18 protein-coding genes are annotated in these 20,780 nt (G+C 65.5%); all 18 read left to right on the forward strand.

The genetic code is table 11. The features are described from left to right. The first annotated feature begins 2 nt into the window (after nt 1-2). The 18 genes from rpsI to lpxD all read left to right on the forward strand — a co-directional run bounded on the left by rpsI (nt 3) and on the right by lpxD (nt 20,748). On the forward strand, nt 3-449 hold the full coding sequence (rpsI, locus tag WI697_RS08885) for a 30S ribosomal protein S9 (protein WP_145978220.1): 447 nt from the start codon (nt 3-5) through the stop codon (nt 447-449). A gap of 200 nt (nt 450-649) precedes the next feature. After that, nucleotides 650-1,585, forward strand: coding sequence for a helix-turn-helix transcriptional regulator (locus tag WI697_RS08890; RefSeq protein ID WP_345958194.1), 936 nt, complete (start codon nt 650-652; stop codon nt 1,583-1,585). A 78-nt stretch (nt 1,586-1,663) separates the two neighbouring features. Next, nucleotides 1,664-3,091 (forward strand): amidase, encoded by a 1,428-nt coding sequence (locus WI697_RS08895; RefSeq protein WP_345958195.1) that lies wholly within the window; start codon nt 1,664-1,666, stop codon nt 3,089-3,091. Between the two features lie 71 nt (nt 3,092-3,162). Continuing rightward, a complete protein-coding gene (locus WI697_RS08900; RefSeq protein ID WP_345958196.1) occupies nt 3,163-4,065 on the forward strand; it encodes a LysR family transcriptional regulator in 903 nt (300 codons plus the stop codon). 97 nt (nt 4,066-4,162) lie between these two features. Beyond that, nucleotides 4,163-4,444 (forward strand): YciI family protein, encoded by a 282-nt coding sequence (locus WI697_RS08905; RefSeq protein WP_345958198.1) that lies wholly within the window; start codon nt 4,163-4,165, stop codon nt 4,442-4,444. Between the two features lie 222 nt (nt 4,445-4,666). After that, the gene (locus tag WI697_RS08910) at nt 4,667-5,161 is read left to right on the forward strand and encodes a glycine-rich domain-containing protein (RefSeq protein WP_062765074.1); all 495 of its coding nucleotides are present in this window, start codon (nt 4,667-4,669) and stop codon (nt 5,159-5,161) included. Between the two features lie 89 nt (nt 5,162-5,250). Further along, complete coding sequence (gene dnaE, locus WI697_RS08915) at nt 5,251-8,751, forward strand: DNA polymerase III subunit alpha (protein WP_345958199.1); 3,501 nt, start codon at nt 5,251-5,253, stop codon at nt 8,749-8,751. Between the two features lie 291 nt (nt 8,752-9,042). After that, nucleotides 9,043-9,849: a 30S ribosomal protein S2 gene (rpsB, locus tag WI697_RS08920; protein ID WP_062765068.1), complete on the forward strand. Its 807-nt coding sequence runs from the start codon at nt 9,043-9,045 to the stop codon at nt 9,847-9,849. A 237-nt stretch (nt 9,850-10,086) separates the two neighbouring features. Beyond that, a complete protein-coding gene (tsf, locus tag WI697_RS08925) occupies nt 10,087-11,010 on the forward strand; it encodes a translation elongation factor Ts (RefSeq protein WP_345958201.1) in 924 nt (307 codons plus the stop codon). A gap of 260 nt (nt 11,011-11,270) precedes the next feature. Next, complete coding sequence (pyrH, locus tag WI697_RS08930; RefSeq protein WP_014745297.1) at nt 11,271-11,999, forward strand: UMP kinase; 729 nt, start codon at nt 11,271-11,273, stop codon at nt 11,997-11,999. Nucleotides 12,000-12,041: 42 nt separating this feature from the next. Continuing rightward, a complete protein-coding gene (gene frr, locus WI697_RS08935) occupies nt 12,042-12,563 on the forward strand; it encodes a ribosome recycling factor (protein ID WP_228382309.1) in 522 nt (173 codons plus the stop codon). A gap of 37 nt (nt 12,564-12,600) precedes the next feature. Beyond that, the gene (locus tag WI697_RS08940) at nt 12,601-13,314 is read left to right on the forward strand and encodes an isoprenyl transferase (protein ID WP_345958314.1); all 714 of its coding nucleotides are present in this window, start codon (nt 12,601-12,603) and stop codon (nt 13,312-13,314) included. 76 nt (nt 13,315-13,390) lie between these two features. Then, nucleotides 13,391-14,185 (forward strand): phosphatidate cytidylyltransferase, encoded by a 795-nt coding sequence (locus tag WI697_RS08945; RefSeq protein WP_345958202.1) that lies wholly within the window; start codon nt 13,391-13,393, stop codon nt 14,183-14,185. 53 nt (nt 14,186-14,238) lie between these two features. Then, nucleotides 14,239-15,393: a 1-deoxy-D-xylulose-5-phosphate reductoisomerase gene (locus WI697_RS08950; protein WP_345958203.1), complete on the forward strand. Its 1,155-nt coding sequence runs from the start codon at nt 14,239-14,241 to the stop codon at nt 15,391-15,393. A 79-nt stretch (nt 15,394-15,472) separates the two neighbouring features. Then, nucleotides 15,473-16,600, forward strand: coding sequence for an RIP metalloprotease RseP (gene rseP, locus WI697_RS08955; RefSeq protein ID WP_296709697.1), 1,128 nt, complete (start codon nt 15,473-15,475; stop codon nt 16,598-16,600). A 160-nt stretch (nt 16,601-16,760) separates the two neighbouring features. Beyond that, complete coding sequence (gene bamA, locus WI697_RS08960; RefSeq protein WP_345958204.1) at nt 16,761-19,013, forward strand: outer membrane protein assembly factor BamA; 2,253 nt, start codon at nt 16,761-16,763, stop codon at nt 19,011-19,013. Between the two features lie 4 nt (nt 19,014-19,017). After that, nucleotides 19,018-19,605: an OmpH/Skp family outer membrane protein gene (locus WI697_RS08965; RefSeq protein WP_062765054.1), complete on the forward strand. Its 588-nt coding sequence runs from the start codon at nt 19,018-19,020 to the stop codon at nt 19,603-19,605. 111 nt (nt 19,606-19,716) lie between these two features. Next, a complete protein-coding gene (gene lpxD / locus WI697_RS08970; RefSeq protein ID WP_345958205.1) occupies nt 19,717-20,748 on the forward strand; it encodes a UDP-3-O-(3-hydroxymyristoyl)glucosamine N-acyltransferase in 1,032 nt (343 codons plus the stop codon). The last annotated feature ends 32 nt before the right edge of the window (nt 20,749-20,780 follow it).

A 20,780-nucleotide genomic window follows, 5' to 3' on the forward strand; every position in this document is an offset into this window, starting at 1 on the left:
ACATGGCCCAGGCCGCCGGTCTGATCGCCGACGAGCAGCTCCCCGAGCCGGTCCGCGATGCGCAGGGCCGTTCCTATGCCACCGGCAAGCGCAAGAACGCGATCGCTCGCGTCTGGGTGAAGCCGGGTTCGGGCAAGATCACCGTCAACGGCCAGGACGCCGACGCCTATTTCAAGCGTCCGGTTCTGATGATGGTCATCCGTCAGCCCTTCACCGTGGCCAACGTCGTCGACAATTTCGACATCGTTGCGACCGTGGTCGGCGGCGGCCTGTCGGGTCAGGCGGGTGCCGTGCGTCACGGCATCAGCAAGGCGCTCACCCTCTACGAGCCGACCCTGCGCAAGCCGCTGAAGAAGGAAGGCTTCCTGACCCGCGACAGCCGCGTCGTCGAGCGCAAGAAGTACGGTAAGGCCAAGGCCCGCCGCAGCTTCCAGTTCTCGAAGCGCTGATCCGCGCCGGGGCTGCGATCCTTCCGGGATCTGCGGCCCCGTGCACCGGGTATGCCTTTGCGAAAAGCCGGCAGTCCCCTTTGGGGCTGCCGGCTTTTCGTTATGGGGCAGGGGGATGGCGTCGTTGCCGGATGCATCAGGCCGTGTCAACATCGGTGGACGGTCTGCATGTCGTCTCGCCTGAAGGGGACGCCTTTTCCATGACCACAGGCATCCGCAGCTTCTCGGCCTGGCTCGAAGACGTCGACGGCTTTCTCGCTGAAGCCTCGCCGGCGGATGCGCTTGATCTGGCGATCGGACGGCTGGCGGGCGTACTGGGTTTCGATTCCGCCTGGTACGGCTTTTCCGCCTGGGATGGCGGGCGGGTGGAGATCGCGGCCTCGCGCACCTTCAACATCACCGGCCCGTTCTTCGACGACTGGCGGGCGATGCGTCATGACGATCTGATGCTGGGCCAGATCCGCCGCGCCCCTGACCGGGTTGCCACCTATCGCAGGCGGCAGGTCGAACAGACGCCCGGGCTGATACGGATGTCGGGGCGCTACGACCTCGACGCCGCGGCGGGCGCGATGTCGTTCCGGCCTGGACAGCCCGCCTCGCTCTTCCTCGCCTGTTATCGCGGTGGTGGGGATGGGAGATCCTGGCATGAGGACGAGCAGGATTTCCTCTACGGTGCGGTCACAACCCTGGACCGCATGGTTCGTGGCCGTGCAGAAGCGCCGACCGATGCCGATAGCGTGCAGCTGCATGTCACCCCGGCGGGTCTGTGCATTTTCGGCTGGCGGCATCTGGCACGGCTGGGTCTCGCAGCGGAACCATGGCTGCCGACACCGCTCCGCGAGATCCTCGGACACCCGGGGCGACAGGAGGTTCCGGCACTCGGATTGATGGCCGAGGTCGACGGGGCAGGGGCCGGACTGGTGCGGCTGGTGCTGCGCCGCGTGGCGCCTGTGGACCGGCTCTCCCCGCGCGAGGCCGAGATTGCCGCCCTGCTGGCCCGCGGCCAGGGCCACAAGGAAGTTGCCCGGCAACTTGGGCTGTCGCCCGTCACCATCCGCAATCAGACCCGCCGGATCTATGACAAGCTGGGGATCAATTCCCGTGCCGCTCTGGTGACGGCGCTCGGGTCGATGTGATCCATCTGCATCCTGGAGACCGGCCACGGATGGGCCGAAAATCCTCGGGTCCCGCTATACAAAACAGGGAGACGAGGGATGGAACTAAAGGATTACGTTGCCGAGGATGCGACCGGCCTTGCCGGTCTGGTCGCGGCAGGCGAAGTGAGCGCCGCCGAGTTGACCGAATGCGCCAATCAGGCGATCGAGGCAGTGAACGGCCGGATCAATGCGGTGGTTCGCCGCTTCGACGAGCCGGTGCCGGGCGACCCGTCCGGTCCTTTTGCCGGTGTGCCGTTCCTGGTGAAGGATCTCGTCCTGGCGGTCGGCGGCCATCCGGAAATGATGGGTTCGCGGATGCTGGGCCAGGGGCAGTTCGTGCCCCCGGTCGATTCGGAACTCTTTGCCCGTTTCAGGCGGGCGGGTTTGAACACGCTGGGTATCACCGCGACGCCCGAATTCGGCTTCAACGCTACGACGGAGGGGCTGCTCTACGGACCGACGCGCAATCCGTGGAATCTGGAGCGATCGCCGGGCGGTTCCTCCGGCGGCTCGGCGGCGGCAGTGGCCGCGGGCATCGTGCCATTCGCCCATGCCAATGACGGGGGCGGATCGATCCGGATCCCGGCCGCGGCCTGCGGGCTGGTGGGTCTCAAGCCCTCGCGCGGGCGCATACCGTTCGGGCCCTATTACGGCCTGCCGCTGCTGGGCATGGCCAACGAGTTTGCCGTGACGCGAAGCATGCGCGATGCAGCCACCCTGCTCGACGCGGTCGCAGGGGCCGATCCCGGGGCAATGACCGATATCCCGCCGCCGGCCGTGCCCTATGCCGAGGCCATCCGCAAGCCGACGCCAAAGCTGCGCATCGCCCTGGCCCGGCAGTGGCCGGGGTCGCCGGCAGCCGCGCCTCATATCGATGCGGCGCTGGTCCGGACTGCGAAACTGCTGGAAGCGGAAGGGCATGTCGTCGAAGAGGCAGCGCCGGATTATGACGTGGCCGCTTTCCACCGGGCGAATTTCACCGCCTGGATGTCGTTCCTGGCCGCGGGGGTCTACGGTATGGCCGAGATGCTGAACCTGCAGCCCGGGCCGGATACCGTCGAGGCAGTGACCATGGCCTGTGCACAGGCAGGGGCGAAGCTCACGGCACTGGATGTCGAGCAGGCCTTCATGGTCATGAACACGGTATCGCGGAGTTTCGGCGCCTTCTTCGGCACTTATGATGCTATTCTGATGCCGGTTCTGAAGGATGTCCCGGTCCCGCTCGGCTATCTTGATCAGAATGATCCCGATCTCGATGCGCAGGGCTGGTATGACCGGTTGTTCGATACCGTCCCCTTCACCGCGCCGTTCAACATGACCGGGCTGCCGGCGATGGCACTTCCTGCGGGCATGCATGACGGCATGCCGTTGCCGATCCAGCTCGCGGCCGGCATGGGTCGCGAGGACATTCTGTTGCAGCTGGGGCGGGATCTGGAAGAGCTCCAGCCCTGGCGTCAGGCCCGGCCGGGGGTGTTTGCCGTCTGACCTGTGCCGGGCTATAGCTGGAGGGCGGTGCCGGCACCACCCTCCGGCAGCTTCAGGCACGGGTTCAGATTATGTCGCAAGTCTCTGGCCTCAACTGGGATGATCTGCGCCTGGTACTGGTCGTCGCCGAGCAGGGCACCGTGACCGCGGCGGCGGCGACCCTCAGGATCAGTCATCCGACCCTCTCCCGGCGCCTGCGGCAGATCGAAGCCGGATTGGGGGTGCGGCTGTTTGACCGCACGCCGCCCCGCTGGCGTCTGACCGCGGCCGGGGAGGAAATGCGCGATCTGGCCATGCGTCTGCGGGACGACATCCAGGCTCTGGAGAGCCGCATCCGCGGCAGGGATGATGCCCTGGGTGGCGTCGTCCGGCTGACGGCTCCGGATGCCGTGGCCGAGTACCTGCTGCCGGGCGTGCTGGCCAGCCTCTGCCGGGAACTGCCGGACGTCACCGTCGAACTGCTGGTATCGAACGAGGTCATTTCCCTGGCAGGACGTGCCGCCGATATCGCGCTGCGCGTCACCGAAGCCCCGGATCCGGTGCTCAAGGGGCGGCGAGTGGGTACGGTGGCAATGGCGGTCCATGCCGATGCCGAACTGGCACGGAAGTGGATGGACGGCAAACCTGCCGACCGGCCCTGGATCGGCTATGACGCGGGACTTGCCTGCACCGGCCCCGGCCGCTGGGTCGCAGCCAATATCCCCGAATCCCGGATCCGCTTCCGCGCCAATACCCTGCCGGGTGCGGCACAGGCTGTCCGCTCCGGCATCGGATTTGGAGTGCTGCCCTGCTTCATCGGTTCTGCCATCCCGGGGCTGGTCCGGGTATCGGAGCCTCTGACGGGGCTCTCGCTCGGCCTCTGGCTTCTGGTTCATCCCGAGATGTCCCGGGTGCCGCGCATTCGCAGGACGGCCGATGCGCTGGCGCGCGCCCTTCGGACCCTCGCCCCCGTGCTCGATGGCGGTTCTGCCTGAAAGCTTCTTTCGTCGGGCTGTTCAGCATCTTCGATGGGTTTGCCGTCAGTACGTCTGCACACTGGCCAGGCACGGCAATCCAGGGAGATGACCGACTATGTTCGTAGTGCTGCTGAAGTTCATTGATCGCGGAAAGGCCGCCGGGGCTTTGGCCGGCCACAAGGCCTGGCTTGATGAGGGATTCGCCGAGGGGCGGTTTCTGCTCGCCGGCAGCCTTGCTTCCGGGCAAGGCGGCATAGTGTTTATCCATGGCCTCTCCGAGGAGGACGTCGAAAGGCGGGTGGCTGCTGATCCATTCGTGGCGCAGGGCGTGGTCACGGCCGAGATCGTGAGGATCACGGCGAACCGTGCCGATGCGCGGCTCGATTTTCTGACCTGATGAACTCAAACTGAATCAAATGCGGGATTTATTGCCTTGTATATGAACTAAGAGTAGAATTTTGTGAGCTGCAGCGAGATGCGGACCACACGGGCTCGGATCAGGCTGCAGGCTTTCTATGAGACGTTCCGACACCGCCTTCTTCCTTTCCGGATGGCTCTGCCGCGCGGCCAGTCATAAGGTCCGCGGCCGGGCCTGCGACGTTTTCGCGGGAGACTTCCAATGACCCTTCCTTTGAACCTGCATCGTGATCCGCTGAATGACCGACTGATCGGGGTTCTCGGCCGCCTGGAGGCCTACGACTTTTCGCGTGTCAACGGCATGTGCGCGGCGAAATTCGGCTGGTCGGCCGAGAAATGCCGCTGGGCAGAAATGAAGCTCAAGCAGTTCCTGGCGCTCAGCTTTCTCGATCCTGACAGCTATCATGCACCGGGTGTGGAGGCTGATGAATACTGGCATCGCGCGATCCTCGACACCTACTGGTATACCGAGATGTGCAAGGACGTTTTCGGCGCCTACATCCATCATGCCCCGCTCGCGGCGCTCGGGCCCGAGCAGGAAGATTATCGTGCCCGGACGCTGCAGGCGCTCATGCACTGGTTTGCCGACGATGACTATCGTGGCGATTATCGCCTGATCGAGACCTGTCAGCAGTGCAACAATCCGACCACGCTCACCCGTGACCTGGTCTCGCATGTCTCCACACGGCTGAACTGACAGGGACCGCGCCCGAGGTTGCTCCGGGCGGGGATTTGGTCCAGATTTCCCGGATCGTCCCCGCCCCGAGCGATGGAGCGCCCTGACCTGTGTCGCATGCCGATTTCGTCCATCTTCGCGTCCATACTGCCTATTCGCTGTCCGAAGGGGCGGTGAAGACCAAGGATCTGGTCAAGCTGGCCAAGGCGCAGAAGATGCCGGCGGTGGCGGTGACCGACACCGGCAATCTGTTCGGCGCGATGGAGATTTCCTCCACCCTGCCCAAGGAAGGCATCCAGCCGATCCTGGGCATGATCATCCGGCTGACCCGTGCTGCCGGCGAGGACCGTTTCGGCCGCCGCCCGGAACCCGAGCCGCTGGTGCTGCTGGCCCAGACCGGGGCCGGCTATGACAATCTCGGCCGGATCGTCAGCCGGGCGTTCATGGAGACGCCGACCGGCGAAACTCCCCAGGTTTCCGAACAGGTTCTGGCAGAGTTCTCGTCCGACATCATCTGTCTGTCGGGCGGCCCCAACGGCCCGGTGGGCGCCCGCATCCTTGAGGGGCGGGACGACGAGGCGCGGGCGCAGGCCGAGCGTCTGGCAGCAATCTTTCCCGGCCGGTTCTATATTGAACTGATGCGCCATTGCGCCCCGGGGGAGACGCCGCCCGATGCCGAGGCGGACAGCGAGCCGGGGCTGGTCGAGATCGCCTATGATCTCGATCTGCCGCTGGTGGCGACGAATGACGTCTTCTTTACCACCGAGGCGATGTACGAGGCCCATGACGCGCTGCTGTGCATCGCGGAAGGTCGGCATATCGAGGATACCAACCGCCGCCGCCTCACACCCCATCACTATTTCAAATCAGCGGCCGAGATGCGGGCGCTGTTCGCCGATCTGCCCGAAGCGATCGACAACACGCTGGTGATCGCGAAGCGTTGCGCGGCCAAGGCACCGTTCCGCAAACCGATTCTGCCCAAATCCACCCGCGATCCCAATGCGCGGGAGGAGGATGAACTCCGCCGCCTTTCGAAAGAAGGGCTGGAGCGCCGCCTTGAGACGGCGGTTTACACGCCCGCCATGGACGAGGCGGCGCGCGAGGCCGTTGCGATACCCTATCGGGAGCGGCTGGACTACGAACTCGACGTGATCGTGAAGATGGGCTTTCCCGGCTATTTCCTGATCGTGGCGGAGTTCATCCAGTGGGCAAAGGCGCACGGCATCCCGGTCGGGCCCGGCCGCGGTTCCGGCGCGGGCTCGGTCGTGGCCTGGTCGCTGACCATCACCGATCTCGACCCGTTGCGGTTCGGCCTGCTGTTCGAGCGCTTCCTGAACCCGGAACGCGTGTCGATGCCGGATTTCGACGTCGACTTCTGTCAGGACCGCCGCGACGAGGTGATCCAGCACGTCCGCGAACTCTATGGCTTCGACCGCGTCGCCCAGATCATCACCTTCGGTAAGCTCCAGGCCCGCGCGGTGCTGCGCGATGTCGGCCGCGTGCTGGGCATGCCTTTCGGTCAGACCGACAAGATCTGCAAGCTGGTCCCGAACAACCCGGCGAACCCGGTCACCCTGCAGGAGGCGATCGACGGCGAACCGGCGCTGCAGCGGGCGCGTGACGAGGATGAACAGGTCGCGCGGCTGATCAGCATCGCGCTCAAGCTCGAAGGCCTCTATCGACACGCCTCGACCCATGCGGCCGGCGTGGTGATCGGCGACCGGCCGCTCGACGAACTGGTGCCGCTCTATCGCGATCCGCGCTCCGACATGCCGGTCACCCAGTTTTCGATGAAGTATGTCGAGCAGACCGGGCTGATCAAGTTCGACTTCCTGGGGCTGAAAACCCTGACCGTGATCACCACCGCCGAGCGGCTGATCCGGCAGGTCGAGCCCGATTTCGACATCAACCGGGTGCCGCTGGACGACCGGAAGAGCTTCGAGATGCTGGCCCGCGGCGAAGGCGTCGGCGTGTTCCAGCTGGAAAGCTCGGGCATGCGCGACGTGCTGCGCAAGATGCGCCCCGATAAGTTCGAAGACATCATCGCGGTGGTGGCGCTCTACCGCCCGGGCCCCATGGACAACATTCCGCGCTACATCGCGGTCAAGCACGGCTCGGAAGAGGCCGAATACCTCCATCCCATGCTCAAGCCGATCCTGGAGGAAACCTACGGGATCATGATCTATCAGGAGCAGGTGATGCAGGCGGCCCAGGTGCTGGCGGGCTACAGCCTGGGCCAGGCCGATCTTCTGCGCCGCGCGATGGGCAAGAAGATCAAGGAGGAGATGGACGCCCAGCGTGAGAGCTTCACCAAGGGTGCCGTCGCCAATGGGGTCGACAAGGAGACCGCCGGCCTGATCTTCGACCAGATCGCCAAGTTCGCAGGTTACGGCTTCAACAAATCGCATGCCGCGGCCTACGCGCTGGTCGCCTATCAGACCGCCTACCTCAAGGCCAACTGGCCGGTCGAGTTCATGGCCGCCTCGATGACGCTCGATATGCACAACACCGACAAGCTGGCCGGTTTCCGCCAGGAGCTGAACCGGCTCAAAATCGGCGTGGTGCCGCCGGACGTGAACCAGTCGGACGCGGTGTTCTCGGTGCGCCGGACGAAGAGCGCGCCCAAGGGCGAGATCCTCTATGCGCTGGGCGCCCTGAAACAGGTCGGCCCGCAGGCCATGGAGGAACTCGTGGCCGAGCGGCGGAAGGGCGGGCCCTATGCCGATCTCTTCGACCTCTCGGCCCGGCTCGGCACCAAGGTCATCAACAAGCGCATGATGGAAAGCCTGACCAAGGCCGGTGCTTTCGATCGTCTGAACGCCAATCGGGCGCAGGTGATGAACGCCATCGACATGGTGCTGCGCTACGGCCAGGCCGCCCAGGAGGAACGGGAGAGCAACCAGGTCAGTCTGTTCGGCGGGCCGGGCGGCGAGGCCGTGCCCAAGCCCCCAATGCCCTCGGTCGATCCGTGGATGCCGATGGAGCAGCTGAAGCGGGAGCTGGAGGCCGTGGGTTTCTATCTCTCGGCCCATCCGCTCGACGCCTATGACAAGGTCATGGACCGGCTGGGGGTGGTCAGGGCCGGCGATCTGGCGGCCAAGCTGGAGCGGGAAGGGGCGGCCGGCCTTAAGCTCGCGGGCACGCTGATCGCCAAGCAGGAACGCCGGTCGGCCAAGGGCAGCCGGTTCGCCTTCGCGCAGCTCTCGGATCCGACCGGGGTGTTCGAGGTGACCCTGTTCTCGGAAACCCTGTCCCAGGCCCGCGATCTGCTGGAACCCGGTGTGCCGCTGCTGATCGAGGCGAGCGGCGAATGGCGTGAGGACACCGTCCGGCTGACGGCGCAGAACGTTCGCTCGCTCGACGATGTCGCAGCCTCCTCCTCCGCCCGTCTGACCATTCAGGTGGCGGAAGAGCGGGCGCTGGCCCTGATCCGCCGGCTGATCGAACGGGAACCCGAGGGCCGCGGCCGCATTACCCTGGAGCTGGATATCGACCTCGAGGGGGAGCGTCAGGTCGTGCGCCTGGATCTGCCCAAGCCGGTCTCGATTACCCCGGCGCTCAAGGCCGCGCTCAAGATCACGCCGGGGGTGATCGACGCGATCGAGGCCTGAACCGTCGCAAAAACGGCGGAAAGCGGCGGTGATCGCCTGCTAAACCCTTGCCAAACCCCGCCGCGCGGGCTATAGAGCGGCCGTCCCGACGAGGGTTCGTTGGGGCGTTCACACGCACGCGAGGTCCGCGGCCAACCGCCAGCATGCCCCTTGAAAACACGGGGGAAGGGCGGTCGGCGTCGCTCCGGTGTCGGTACCGGTGGCCGTCGCATCCCGGGGGAAAGCCCCAGGATACGATGCCGGTGCCGATCTCAACCTCGCGGAGGCCGAACCGGAAAAGGACGATTTTCCATGGCGCTTCCCACCTTCACCATGCGTCAGCTTCTCGAAGCCGGCGTTCACTTCGGGCATCAGTCCCGCCGCTGGAACCCGCGCATGGCGCCGTATCTCTACGGCACCCGCAACGGCATCCACATCATCGACCTGCGCGAGACCCAGCCGCAGCTCTATCGTGCGATGGAAGCGGTGCGCGACATCGTCGCCAACCGTGGCCGCGTGCTGTTCGTCGGCACCAAGCGCCAGGCGCAGGAGCTGGTCGCCGAGGGCGCGAAGCGTTGCGGTCAGTACTATGTCAACCGTCGCTGGCTCGGCGGCATGCTGACCAACTGGCAGACCATCTCCAACTCGATCCGCCGTCTGCGTGAGATCGAGCAGCTCCTCGAGCAGCAGGCCGATCTGGGCCTGACCAAGAAGGAGCTGCTGAAGCTGACCCGTCAGCGCGACAACCTCGAGGCGTCGCTGGGCGGCATCAAGGACATGGGCGGCCTGCCGGACGCGCTGTTCGTGATCGACACCAACAAGGAAGAGCTGGCGGTCCGCGAGGCGGCGAAGCTGGGCATTCCGGTGATTGCGATCCTGGACAGCAACTCGAACCCCGACGGCGTGACCTTCCCGGTTGCCGGCAATGACGACTCGACTAAGGCGATCCAGCTTTATCTGGAACTCGTCTCGGGCGCGGTCCTCGACGGCATCCAGCAGGAGATGATCCGTTCGGGTGCCGACCTCGGTGCGCTGGCCGATCCGGTCTCGGTCGATCTCGACGACGAGGGCGTCGAGGAAGAGGCGACCGAAGAGACCGCGGGCGAGGCCCAGGCCTGACGCATCCGGACCACGGACGAACGGCCGCCCTCACCCCGGGGGCGGCTGGCGATGCGGCGGCGCCCCGGGGTGCCGCCGTTCGCGTTTCCGGACCGGATCGACGACAGAACCCAAGACGGGCAGGGCGCATGCGGCCCCTTAGCCGCAGGATATGCGAACCCGGACCCGCAGGATTTCCGTGACGCGATGCGCCGTCAGGCGACTGCGTTCGCAACAGAACTCACACGAGGTGGAATCATGGCTCAGATCACTGCTGCCCTGGTCAAGGAGCTCCGCGAGAAGACCGGCGCGGGCATGATGGACTGCAAGAAGGCGCTGACCGAGAACGACGGCGACCTGGATGCGGCCATCGACTGGCTGCGCACCAAGGGCCTGTCGCAGGCGGCCAAGAAGGCGAGCCGCGTGGCCTCCGAGGGCCTGGTCGGTGTGAAGGTCGACGGCCTGCGCGCCGCGGTGGTCGAGGTGAACTCCGAGACCGACTTCGTGGCCCGCAACGAGAAGTTCCAGGACTATGTCGCCAAGGTCGCGGGTGTGACCCTCGAGGCCGGCGCCGACATCGAGGCGCTGAAGGCGGCGGCCTATCCCGACGGCGGCACCGTCGAGGCGAAGCTGACCGATCTGATCGCCACCATCGGCGAGAACATGGCCCTGCGTCGCGCGGCCGTGCTCGAGGTGACCGATGGCGTGATCGCCGCCTATGTTCACAACCAGGTCGCCGAAGGCCTTGGCAAGATCGGCGTGCTGGTTGCGCTCGAGTCGACCGGTGACAAGGTGAAGCTGGCCGAACTCGGCCGTCAGATCGCCATGCATGCCGCGGCGGCCCGTCCCGAGGCGCTCGACGTCGCCGACGTGTCGGCCGAGTCGCTCGACCGCGAGCGCGCGGTGCTCATCGAGCAGGCGCGCGAGAGCGGCAAGCCCGAGAGCATCATCGAAAAGATGGTCGAAGGCCGGATCCGCAAGTACTACGAGCAGGTCTGCCTGCTTGAGCAGATCTTCGTGATCGATGGCGAGACCAAGATCCGCAAGGTCGTGGAGAACGCCAAGGGGACGGTCGGTGCGCCGGTGACCCTGAAGGCCTTCGCCCGCTTCGAGCTCGGCGAGGGCGTCGAGAAGAAGCAGGAAGACTTCGCGGCCGAGGTGGAGAAGGCGCTGGGCGCCTGATCCCCTGCTGATCTGCGGATACGAAAGAGGGGCGCTCCGCGGGGCGCCCCTTTTTTGTTTCCATCGCCGTCACCGCCCGGCCCTTTGCGGCGGTTGCCTTGGCCCGCGCGCGCGGCTATACGTTACACGGCCCGTGCCCGGCGTCGCTGCCGCGGCTGTCATACCGTGTCCGCATCCGTCCGGCCTGCGCCGACGTAACCACGCCGGATCCGGTCGCCTCCCTTCCGGGCCGAACAGCGTCGTCGAACAGGAGACAATCCATGTCGTTCTCCACCCCGCGGTTCCGCCGGGTCCTGCTGAAGGTCTCGGGCGAAGCGTTGATGGGCAATCGCCAGTACGGTCTGGACGTCGATATGGTGGAGCGCGTCGCCGGCGAGATCCGGTCCGTGCAGTCCATGGGCGTGCAGGTCTGCCTGGTGATCGGCGGCGGTAACATCTTCCGTGGCATTTCCGGTGCCGCGACCGGCATGGAGCGGGCCACCGCAGATTACATGGGCATGCTGGCGACGGTCATGAACGCGCTGGCGATGCAGAGCGCGCTGGAGCGGATCGGCGTTGCGACCCGGGTGCAGTCGGCCATCCCGATGTCGAGCATCTGCGAGCCCTATATCCGGCGCCGCGCCGTGCGGCATATGGAGAAGGGCCGGGTGGTGATCTTCGCTGCCGGTACCGGCAACCCCTTCTTCACCACCGACACCGCAGCTGCCCTGCGCGCCGTGGAGATGGGGTGCGATGCGCTGCTGAAGGGCACCCAGGTCGACGGTGTCTATACTGCCGACCCCAAGAAGGACCCGCGCGCCGAACGCTATGACAGCCTCGGCTATCTGGAGGTTCTTTCGCGCGACCTGAAGGTGATGGATGCTTCCGCCATCACGCTGGCCCGCGACAACAACATCCCGATCGTGGTTTTCAACCTGCATCACGCCGGCGGCTTTGCCGAGGTGATGCTCGGTCGGGGACTTTTCACCATCATTACCAACGAGGCCTGAACCGTGTCCAAGGATGACATCATCAAGGACGTCCGCCGCCGCATGGACGGCGCGGTCGACGCCCTGAAGCATGAGCTGGCGGGTCTGCGCACCGGCCGCGCCTCGGCCAATCTGCTCGAGCCGGTGCGTGTCGACGCCTATGGCTCCGAGATGACGGTCTCCCAGGTCGCGACCATCAGCGTTCCCGAGCCGCGCATGCTGTCGGTCCAGGTCTGGGATCAGAGCCTTGCCAAGGCGGTCGAGCGGGCGATTCGCGACAGCGGCCTGGGTCTCAACCCGATCGGCGAGGGCGCCGTGATCCGGGTGCCGATTCCGGAGCTGACCGAAGAGCGCCGCCGCGAGATGGGCAAGGTCGCCTCGCGTTACGGCGAGCAGGCCCGCATCTCGGTGCGCAATGTTCGCCGTGATGGCCTCGACAAGCTCAAGAAGCTTGAGAAGGACAGCGAGATCAGCCAGGACGAGTTGCGTGGCGCCTCGGATCGCGTTCAGACCGTGACGGATGAGCGCATCAAGCAGATCGACGATCTGGTGGCGGCGAAGGAAAAGGAGATCATGCAGGTCTGAGTCCGGAGCGCGTCCCCTCAGGATGGAGCCGAGCCCCATGGCGCTGGTCTCAGATCCCCCCTTGCGCCACGTCGCGATCATCATGGACGGCAATGGCCGCTGGGCGAAAGCCCGCGGCCTGCCGCGCACCGTCGGTCATTATCGTGGGGTCGAATCGGTCCGCAAGGTGATCGATCGCGCCGTGGAGCACGGGATCGGTTATCTCACCCTGTTCGCCTTCTCGTCCGAAAACTGGAAGCGCCCGCTTGACGAGGTTCGTGACCTCATGGGGTTGCTGCGGTTCTATCTGGACCGGGAAGCCAAACTGCTGAGCGACCGGAATGTCCGCCTGAATTTTATCGGCGACCGTTCTCGACTGTCTTCGGACATGCGCAATCTCCTCGATCGGTCTGTGGAACGGACCCGGCATTGTACCGGAATGGTCCTGACCATCGCGATCAGCTATGGCGGGCGGGCTGAGATCCTGGCGGCGGCGCGGGAGCTTGCGGCCGATGCTCTTGCCGGCCGGGTGGATCTGGACGGGTTGGACGAAGAGTCTTTCGGAGCCCGTCTTCAGACCCACGATCTGCCGGACCCGGATCTGATCATCCGGACCAGCGGCGAGCAGAGGATCAGCAATTTTCTGCTCTGGCAGCTGGCCTATGCGGAGATGATCTTCGTTCCGACATTGTGGCCGGATTTTGATGCGGCGGCGCTCGACGCGGCGCTCGCCGAATACAAACGCCGCGAACGTCGCTATGGCGCCGTCTAGCGGGCTCCGACCCTCGTCAGGAGGTGGGGAGGCGGCGTCCCCGGACGCTCGTGCTGAGCGGCGGCGGACGCTGGAGTTGCGTCTGCTGACGACGCTGGTGCTTGGCCCGCCGGTGCTGGCCCTGATCTATCTGGGCGGCGATGTCTTTCATCTCTTTGCCGGCCTTCTGTCGGTGCTTCTGCTGAATGAATGGCGCCGGCTGGTCGATCTGACCGGCATCACCTGGATGGCAGTGGGGCTGGGCCTTGGCGCCGTCCTCGGTGGCGCTGCCTGGATCGCCGGGACCGGGCGCTACGAGGCCGCCCTGCTGATGGTTGCGGTTGCGGCGCTCGCCGCAGCCTTCCTGAAGATCGAAGGTGCGCGGCGGCGCTGGCTGGCGGCGGGTGTGGTCTATGTCGGCCTGCCGGTTCTGGCGCTGATCTGGCTGAGATCCCAGCCGCTCGGGCTGGAATGGACCTTCTGGCTGATGCTCGTGGTCTGGGCCACGGATATCGGCGCGTTCGTCTTCGGCCGGGCCATCGGCGGGTTCAGGCTCGCCCCGCGCATCAGCCCGAACAAGACCTGGGCCGGTCTGTTCGGCGGCATGTTTTCCGCGTTTGTCATTTCCGTGCTGGTTGCCGTCATCGCCGGTGTGCGCCTGCCCCAGGACCTCGTGGCCATTGGTGCTGCCGGGGCGGCGCTTGCGGTCGTCGAACAGATCGGCGACCTTGTCGAAAGCGGCGTGAAGCGCCATTTCGGCGTGAAGGACAGCGGCCGGCTGCTGCCGGGCCATGGTGGCCTGCTCGACCGGCTCGACGGCCTGTTGTTCGCCGCCCCGGCGCTGGCACTCATGCTGATGGTGACCGGCGGCCTGTTTGCCGAGGGATTATGACCCAACCCTTACAGTCACCTGCACAGCCTTCCTCCGTATCTGCTGCATCCGGAATGCAGCGACGGGTTTCGATCCTCGGGGCGACCGGGTCCGTCGGTCGTCAGACCATCGATCTGATCGCCCGTGATCCCGAGCGCTATCCGGTCGAGGCGTTGACCGCCAACGGCAATGTGGAGCAGCTGGCGCGCGATGCCGTTCAGCTGAGGGCGCGGCTGGCAGTGACCGCCGATCCGGCGCGCTATGCCGATCTGAAGGCGTGCCTTGCCGGCACCGGAATTGAGGCAGCGGCCGGTCCCGACGCTTTGATCGAGGCGGCACAAAGGCCGGCGGACTGGGTGATGGCGGCGATCGTGGGCTCGGCCGGGCTGGCGCCGACGCTGGCGGCCGTGCGTCGCGGTGCACTCGTCGCACTTGCCAACAAGGAATGCCTGGTCTGCGCCGGTGATCTGTTTACCGCTGAGGTGGAACGCCATGGCGCCCGCCTGCTGCCGGCCGACAGCGAGCACAACGCCATCGCCCAGATCCTGGAGCCCGAGCGCCTGCATGTGGTCGAGAAGGTCATTCTGACCGCCTCGGGTGGTCCGTTCCGGAGCTTCACCCTCGATCAGATGCGCCAGGTGACGCCGGAGCAGGCGGTCGCCCATCCCAACTGGTCGATGGGGGCGAAGATCTCGGTCGACAGCGCGTCGATGATGAACAAAGGGCTGGAACTGATCGAGGCGCATCATCTGTTTCCGGTGGGCCTCGACCGTCTCGACGTGCTGGTCCATCCGCAATCGATCATTCACGGACTGGTCCAGTATGCCGACGGATCGGTCCTGGCCCATCTGGGGGCGCCGGACATGCGCACCCCCATCGCCTGGACGCTGGCCTGGCCCGACCGGCGGCCGGCGCCGAGCGACAGGCTTGATCTGGCGCGGATCGCAACGCTCTCGTTCGAAGCGCCGGATGTGACGCGTTTCCCCTGTCTGGCGCTCGCCCGCGACGCCTTGAAATGCGGGGACGGCGCCGCCACAATCCTCAATGCCGCGAACGAGGTGGCTGTGGCGGCCTTCCTTGCCCGACGGATCGGCTTCCTCGACATCGCCGGTGTAGTGGCCGATACGCTGGACGCGGAGCCTCGCGGGGCGCCCGGGTCGATTGATGAGGTGATCGCACTCGACGCCGCGGCCCGGCGTCGGGCCACGGCACTTGTGGACGCCCGTTGAACGGCCACGCCCACCTATCGGACGACCCTTTGCGTCGGCGGATGCGCCGTTGCACTTCAAGCGGGATCTCACGCTGCAGATGGACCAGCTTATCCAATCGCTGAGCTACCCGATCGGCTTCGCCGTCGTGCTCGGCATCGTCGTCTTCGTGCACGAATACGGCCACTACTGGGTGGCGCGGCGCTGTGGGGTAACCGTCGAGACCTTCTCGATCGGGTTTGGCCCCGAGATCTTCGGCTGGACGGCGAAATCCGGAACCCGCTGGAAGGTCTCGCTTCTGCCGCTCGGCGGTTATGTGAAGATGTATGGCGACGCCGATGCCACCAGCGCGGGGGGCAGTGCCGCAGATGATCCTGCGACCGGCAAGGTGTCCTTCCACGGACGCCCGGTGAAGGCGCGGGCCGCCATCGTCGCGGCCGGACCGGTGTTCAACTTCATTTATGCGATCGTGGCTCTGGCTGCGCTCTACATGATCTGGGGGCAGCAGACGACACCGGCGGTCATCGGGAATGTTCTGGAGAACAGCCCGGCGGCTGCGGCCGGGCTGGAGCCCGGCGACCGGGTGACCGGCGTCGATGGCCGGCCGGTCGCCCGGTTCGAGGATCTGCAGACCGCAGTGGTCGCCGGCAATGGCAAGCCGGTGACGCTGGAGGTCGATCGCGACGGCCGTGTCATTTCCATGTCACTGACGCCTGAGATGGTGTCGGTCGACGACCGTTTCGGCAACACGCACCAGATGCCGCGGATCGGCATTTCGGCATCGGGCACCGAATGGGTCCGGCAGGGCCCGGTGGAGGCAGTCACCGGTGCAGTGCGCGAGACGGTATCGATCGTCGCGATGACCTTCGGGGCCGTCGGGGAAATGATCGCGGGAACCAGAGGCACGGAAGAACTGGCTGGCGTTATCGGCATCGCTCAGATGTCGGGTGAGGTGGTGCGCATGAGTGTGGCCACCGTCATCTGGTTTACGGCGATGCTGTCGATCAATCTCGGCCTGATCAATCTTTTGCCGGTCCCCTTGCTCGACGGCGGACATCTGGCATTCTATGCAGCCGAGGCGGCGCGAGGTCGTCCGCTGAGCCAGCGGGCGCAAGAATATGGTTTCCGCTTCGGGCTGGTCTTGGTATTGACGTTGATGATCGTAGCGACCTGGAATGATCTCGTCAGGCTCCGGGTTGTCGACTATCTTGCAGGCCTCTTCACCTGACGCATCGCGATGCAGCAGGGGAGGGGACCCGGTGGGAAAGGTCCGACGGGTCGCATGAATTTTTGAGGTCGGCCGGGCGTGATCGCCCGGCCGTCGTCTGGCTTGAGGTGGGAGGCCCCGCGTGCCGCGTTCTTGGCTGGCCATGACCATGACGGCGACGATGCTCGCCAGCACGGCAATCGCGCATGCTCAGGCGCCCGTGGCGCCACCGGCCGCCCAGGCGGCCCGGATCGACCGTATCCAGGTGAACGGCAATCAGCGCATCGAGGCGGAGACCATCCGGTCCTACCTGTCCTTGCGCCAGGGGGATCCGGCCGATCCGTCCCTGATTGACGAGAGCCTCAAGACCCTCTACGGCACAGGTCTGTTTGCCGACGTCGCGCTGCGTGTCGAAGGCAATACGCTGGTGGTGGACGTGGTCGAGAACCCGGTCATCAACCGGATCGACTTCGAGGGCAATCGGCGCCTGGAAGACAGCGACCTCGAGAAGGAGGTGCTGCTGCGTCCGCGTACCGTCTATACCCGCACCCGGGTCGCCCAGGATGTGGAGCGTCTGCAGGAGGTCTATCGGCGCAACGGCCGCTATGCCGCCCGGATCGATCCCAAGATCATTCAGCTCGATCAGAACCGTGTCGACCTGATCTTCGAGATCGAAGAAGGTCCGCGGACCGAGGTGCGCAAGATCAGCTTCACCGGCAATGACCGGTTCAGCGACAGCGCACTTCGCGATGTGGTGCTGACCACTGAGGCGCGCTGGTATAACTTCTTCACCTCGAACGACACCTACGACCCGGACCGTCTGAATTACGATCGCGAGCTGCTGCGCCGGTTCTATCTGAAGAACGGTTACGCCGATTTCGTCGTGCAGTCGGCCGTGGCGGAACTGGCGCCCGAGGGCGAAGAGTTCTACGTCACCTTCGTGGTGGAAGAGGGCGAGCGTTACAAGCTGGGCAAGGTCGACGTGCAGACCACCCTGCCGGGGCTGGACACCGCCACGCTCGAGGATGTGGTCGAGACCGAAAGCGACGACTGGTACGACGCGACGAAGGTCGATCGTACCGTTGAGGCGCTGACGACCGAGGTTACCAATCGCGGCTACCCGTTCGTGCGGGTCCAGCCCTCGGTGACCAAGGATCGGGAAACGCACGTCATCAACATCACCTATAATATCGATGAGGGGCCGCGCAACTTCATCGAGCGCATTGAGGTGAACGGCAACGCGCGCACGCTCGACGAGGTTATTCGCCGTGAATTCCGCGTGGCGGAAGGCGACCCCTTCAATGCCGAGCGTATCCGCACCTCGCGGGACCGCGTCCGCAATCTCGATTATTTCGACAAGGTCGAGGTGACCACCGAGCCCGGCAGTGACCCCGATAAGACGGTGGTCAAGGTCGATGTCGAAGAGAAGTCGACCGGTGAAATCTCGTTCGGCGTGGGTTACTCGACGGGCTCCGGCCCCTTGGGCGACGTGGGCATCCGCGAACGCAACCTGCTGGGCCGGGGCCAGGATCTGCGGCTGGGCTTCACGATTTCGGGCGACGAGCAGCTGATCGATCTCAGCTTCACCGAACCCTATTTCCTGAATCGCGACGTTGCCGCCGGCTTCGACGTCTTCCGCCGCGAGATCGACCGCGAAGACGAGTCCGGCTATGTGCAGAAGACTACCGGTGGTGCGCTGCGTGCTGATTACTGGCTGACGCCGAGCCTGCGGCATGGACTTAAGTATACGTTGCGAAATGATGAAGTAACGGATGTTGACGACGATGCCTCGCGTTATATTCGTGAGCAGGAGGGCGATCGTCTCAGCTCGATTGTCAGCCAGACCTTCACTTACGACAAGCGGGACAGCAAAGTCGATCCACGGGACGGCTATCTGTTGCGCCTGACTCAGGATCTGGCTGGCCTTGGGGGCGATGCCAAGTATGCGCGTCACCGTGCGGATGCCGCGTGGTACTATCCGATTACCGACGACGTGGTCGGCCTGATCAGCGGTCAGGTAGGCTATATCGTGGGCCTCGGTGAAGACGTGCCGATCAATGACCGCTTCTTCCTTGGCGGGGACAGCCTGCGTGGCTTCGCGACCGCCGGTGTCGGCCCGCGTGACGTGAAGGCCGGTGATGCCCTCGGCGGCAACTTCCTCTATTCGGGCACGGTCGAAGTCGGCTTCCCTCTGGGGTTGCCGGATGACTACGACGTGCGTGGCCGCGTGTTCAGCGATTTCGGCAGTGTCACCGAACTCGATGACAGCGGTCCCGAAATCCGGGATGTCAACTCCATCCGCGCCTCGGTCGGCGTGGGTCTGACCTGGATTTCGCCCTTCGGTCCCATCCGTCTGGACGCTGCCCAGGCGGTTCTCAAGGAGGATTTCGATGATACCGAAGTCTTCCGTTTCAGCTTCGGAACGAGGTTCTGAACCCATGACTTCCAAGATCGGCCAGCGCCTGCGTGGTGTCGCGCTTGCCGCCGGGCTCGCCCTCACCTCCGCCTCCCTTTTGGCTGCCGGCCCGGCCGCCGCTCAGCAGAAGCCGTTGAGCGTTGCCGTCGTCGATGTGCAGAAGGTGATGGAGGAGACCAGCGCCGCCAAGAGCCTGCAGGAGCAGCTCGGCAAGGTGCGCGCCGGCTTCCGCGACGGCATCGCCAAGGACGAGGAGGCTCTGCGCAAGGAGCAGGAGGACCTCCAGAAGCAGCGCAGCCTGCTGTCGCCCGAGGCCTTCCAGAAGCGTCGCGAGGAGTTCGAACGCAAATACGGTGAGATGCAGAAGGCGGTTGCCGAGCGCCGCCGGTCGTTCGATGAGACCAGCGCGCGTGCGCAGATGGCCATCGATCAGGCCTTCCTGCAGGTGCTTGCCAATCTGGCCGAGGAGCGGGGCTATACCCTGGTCCTGCCGCGCCAGACCACCATCCTGGTGGACAATGGCCTGGATGTGACCGAAGAGGTCATCCAGCGCATGAACAAGAGCGTGCCGAAACTGGATCTGCCCAAGGCCCAGGCACCCAAGAAGTGATCCGTCTCTGCCGGTTCCGTCTGGAACCGGCGGACATGATCAGACGATCGGAAGCGGCACCGTGGCGGGAGCGTCACGGTGCCGTCTCCAACAGGAGGGATGGGAAAAGCCATGGCCGATCCACGGTTCTTCGACGTTGCCGGGCCGTTTACGGCGCAGGAGCTGGCCGAGGCGGCGAACGCAGCTCTGGCCGGTCCGGCGCCTGCGGGCCTGCTCAGCGCCGTCGCGCCGATCGATACTGCTGGCCCCGCCGACGTCACCTTCCTGAACAACCGGTCCTATCTGCCCAGGCTGGCCGAATGTCGGGCGGGGCTGTGCATCCTGTCGCCGGCCGATGCCGAGCGTGCGCCCGCCCATCTGCCCTTGCTGGTGTCGCCGGCGCCTTATATGGCCTATGCACGGATTTCCCGGCGGTTTCATCCACCGCGCCCCACCAGCCCGGGAGTTCATCCTCGCGCGGTGGTTGAAGATGGCGTAGAACTGGGAAGCGGCGTCGAGGTCGGCCCCGGTGCGGTGGTGATGGCCGGTGCCCGGATCGGCGACGGCAGCATCATCCAGGCCAATGCCGTCATCGATCGGAACACGGTGATCGGTCGCAATTGTGTGATCGGCGCCGGCGCCTATGTCGGCTTCGCCATCCTGGGGGATCGGGTCTACGTCTATACCGGTGTGCGGATCGGCCAGGACGGTTTCGGCTTTGCCAGCGATCCGGCCATCGGTCATGTCCGTATTCCCCAGGTCGGCCGGGTGGTGATCGGTAACGACGTGGAGATCGGTGCGAATTCGACCATCGACCGTGGCGCCGGACCCGACACGATCATCGGCGACGGCTGCATGATCGACAATCTGGTGACGCTGGGCCACAACGTCCGCCTTGGTCGTGGTTGCGTGATCGTGGCGCAGGTGGGCATTTCCGGGTCCACCGTGCTGGGCGATTTCGTGGTGGCCGGTGGCCAGGTCGGCATCGCCGGCCATCTCAACATCGGCGCCGGCGCCCAGCTGGCGGCGAAGTCAGGGGTCATCACCGACGTGCCGGCCAGGGCGGTGTGGGGCGGCTATCCGGCGGTCCCGGTGCGCGACTGGCATCGTCAGAGTGTGACGCTGGCGATGCTGATCCGGCGGCGCGACCGGGAGCCGAAATGACATCGGGCAGCCCGACAGCGGGAAACAATCCG

Source organism: Tistrella mobilis, from assembly GCF_039634785.1.
Taxonomy (GTDB): Bacteria; Pseudomonadota; Alphaproteobacteria; order Tistrellales; family Tistrellaceae; genus Tistrella; species Tistrella mobilis.

What these genes read in the sequence shown, in the direction of transcription:
- rpsI (WP_145978220.1), top strand. Translation starts at nt 3, where the DNA reads ATGGCCCAGGCCGCCGGTCTGATCGCCGACGAGCAGCTCCCCGAGCCG.
- WI697_RS08890 (WP_345958194.1), top strand. Translation starts at nt 650, where the DNA reads ATGACCACAGGCATCCGCAGCTTCTCGGCCTGGCTCGAAGACGTCGAC.
- WI697_RS08895 (WP_345958195.1), top strand. Translation starts at nt 1,664, where the DNA reads ATGGAACTAAAGGATTACGTTGCCGAGGATGCGACCGGCCTTGCCGGT.
- WI697_RS08900 (WP_345958196.1), top strand. Translation starts at nt 3,163, where the DNA reads ATGTCGCAAGTCTCTGGCCTCAACTGGGATGATCTGCGCCTGGTACTG.
- WI697_RS08905 (WP_345958198.1), top strand. Translation starts at nt 4,163, where the DNA reads ATGTTCGTAGTGCTGCTGAAGTTCATTGATCGCGGAAAGGCCGCCGGG.
- WI697_RS08910 (WP_062765074.1), top strand. Translation starts at nt 4,667, where the DNA reads ATGACCCTTCCTTTGAACCTGCATCGTGATCCGCTGAATGACCGACTG.
- rpsB (WP_062765068.1), top strand. Translation starts at nt 9,043, where the DNA reads ATGGCGCTTCCCACCTTCACCATGCGTCAGCTTCTCGAAGCCGGCGTT.
- tsf (WP_345958201.1), top strand. Translation starts at nt 10,087, where the DNA reads ATGGCTCAGATCACTGCTGCCCTGGTCAAGGAGCTCCGCGAGAAGACC.
- pyrH (WP_014745297.1), top strand. Translation starts at nt 11,271, where the DNA reads ATGTCGTTCTCCACCCCGCGGTTCCGCCGGGTCCTGCTGAAGGTCTCG.
- frr (WP_228382309.1), top strand. Translation starts at nt 12,042, where the DNA reads ATGGACGGCGCGGTCGACGCCCTGAAGCATGAGCTGGCGGGTCTGCGC.
- WI697_RS08940 (WP_345958314.1), top strand. Translation starts at nt 12,601, where the DNA reads ATGGCGCTGGTCTCAGATCCCCCCTTGCGCCACGTCGCGATCATCATG.
- WI697_RS08950 (WP_345958203.1), top strand. Translation starts at nt 14,239, where the DNA reads ATGCAGCGACGGGTTTCGATCCTCGGGGCGACCGGGTCCGTCGGTCGT.
- rseP (WP_296709697.1), top strand. Translation starts at nt 15,473, where the DNA reads ATGGACCAGCTTATCCAATCGCTGAGCTACCCGATCGGCTTCGCCGTC.
- bamA (WP_345958204.1), top strand. Translation starts at nt 16,761, where the DNA reads ATGCTCGCCAGCACGGCAATCGCGCATGCTCAGGCGCCCGTGGCGCCA.
- WI697_RS08965 (WP_062765054.1), top strand. Translation starts at nt 19,018, where the DNA reads ATGACTTCCAAGATCGGCCAGCGCCTGCGTGGTGTCGCGCTTGCCGCC.
- lpxD (WP_345958205.1), top strand. Translation starts at nt 19,717, where the DNA reads ATGGCCGATCCACGGTTCTTCGACGTTGCCGGGCCGTTTACGGCGCAG.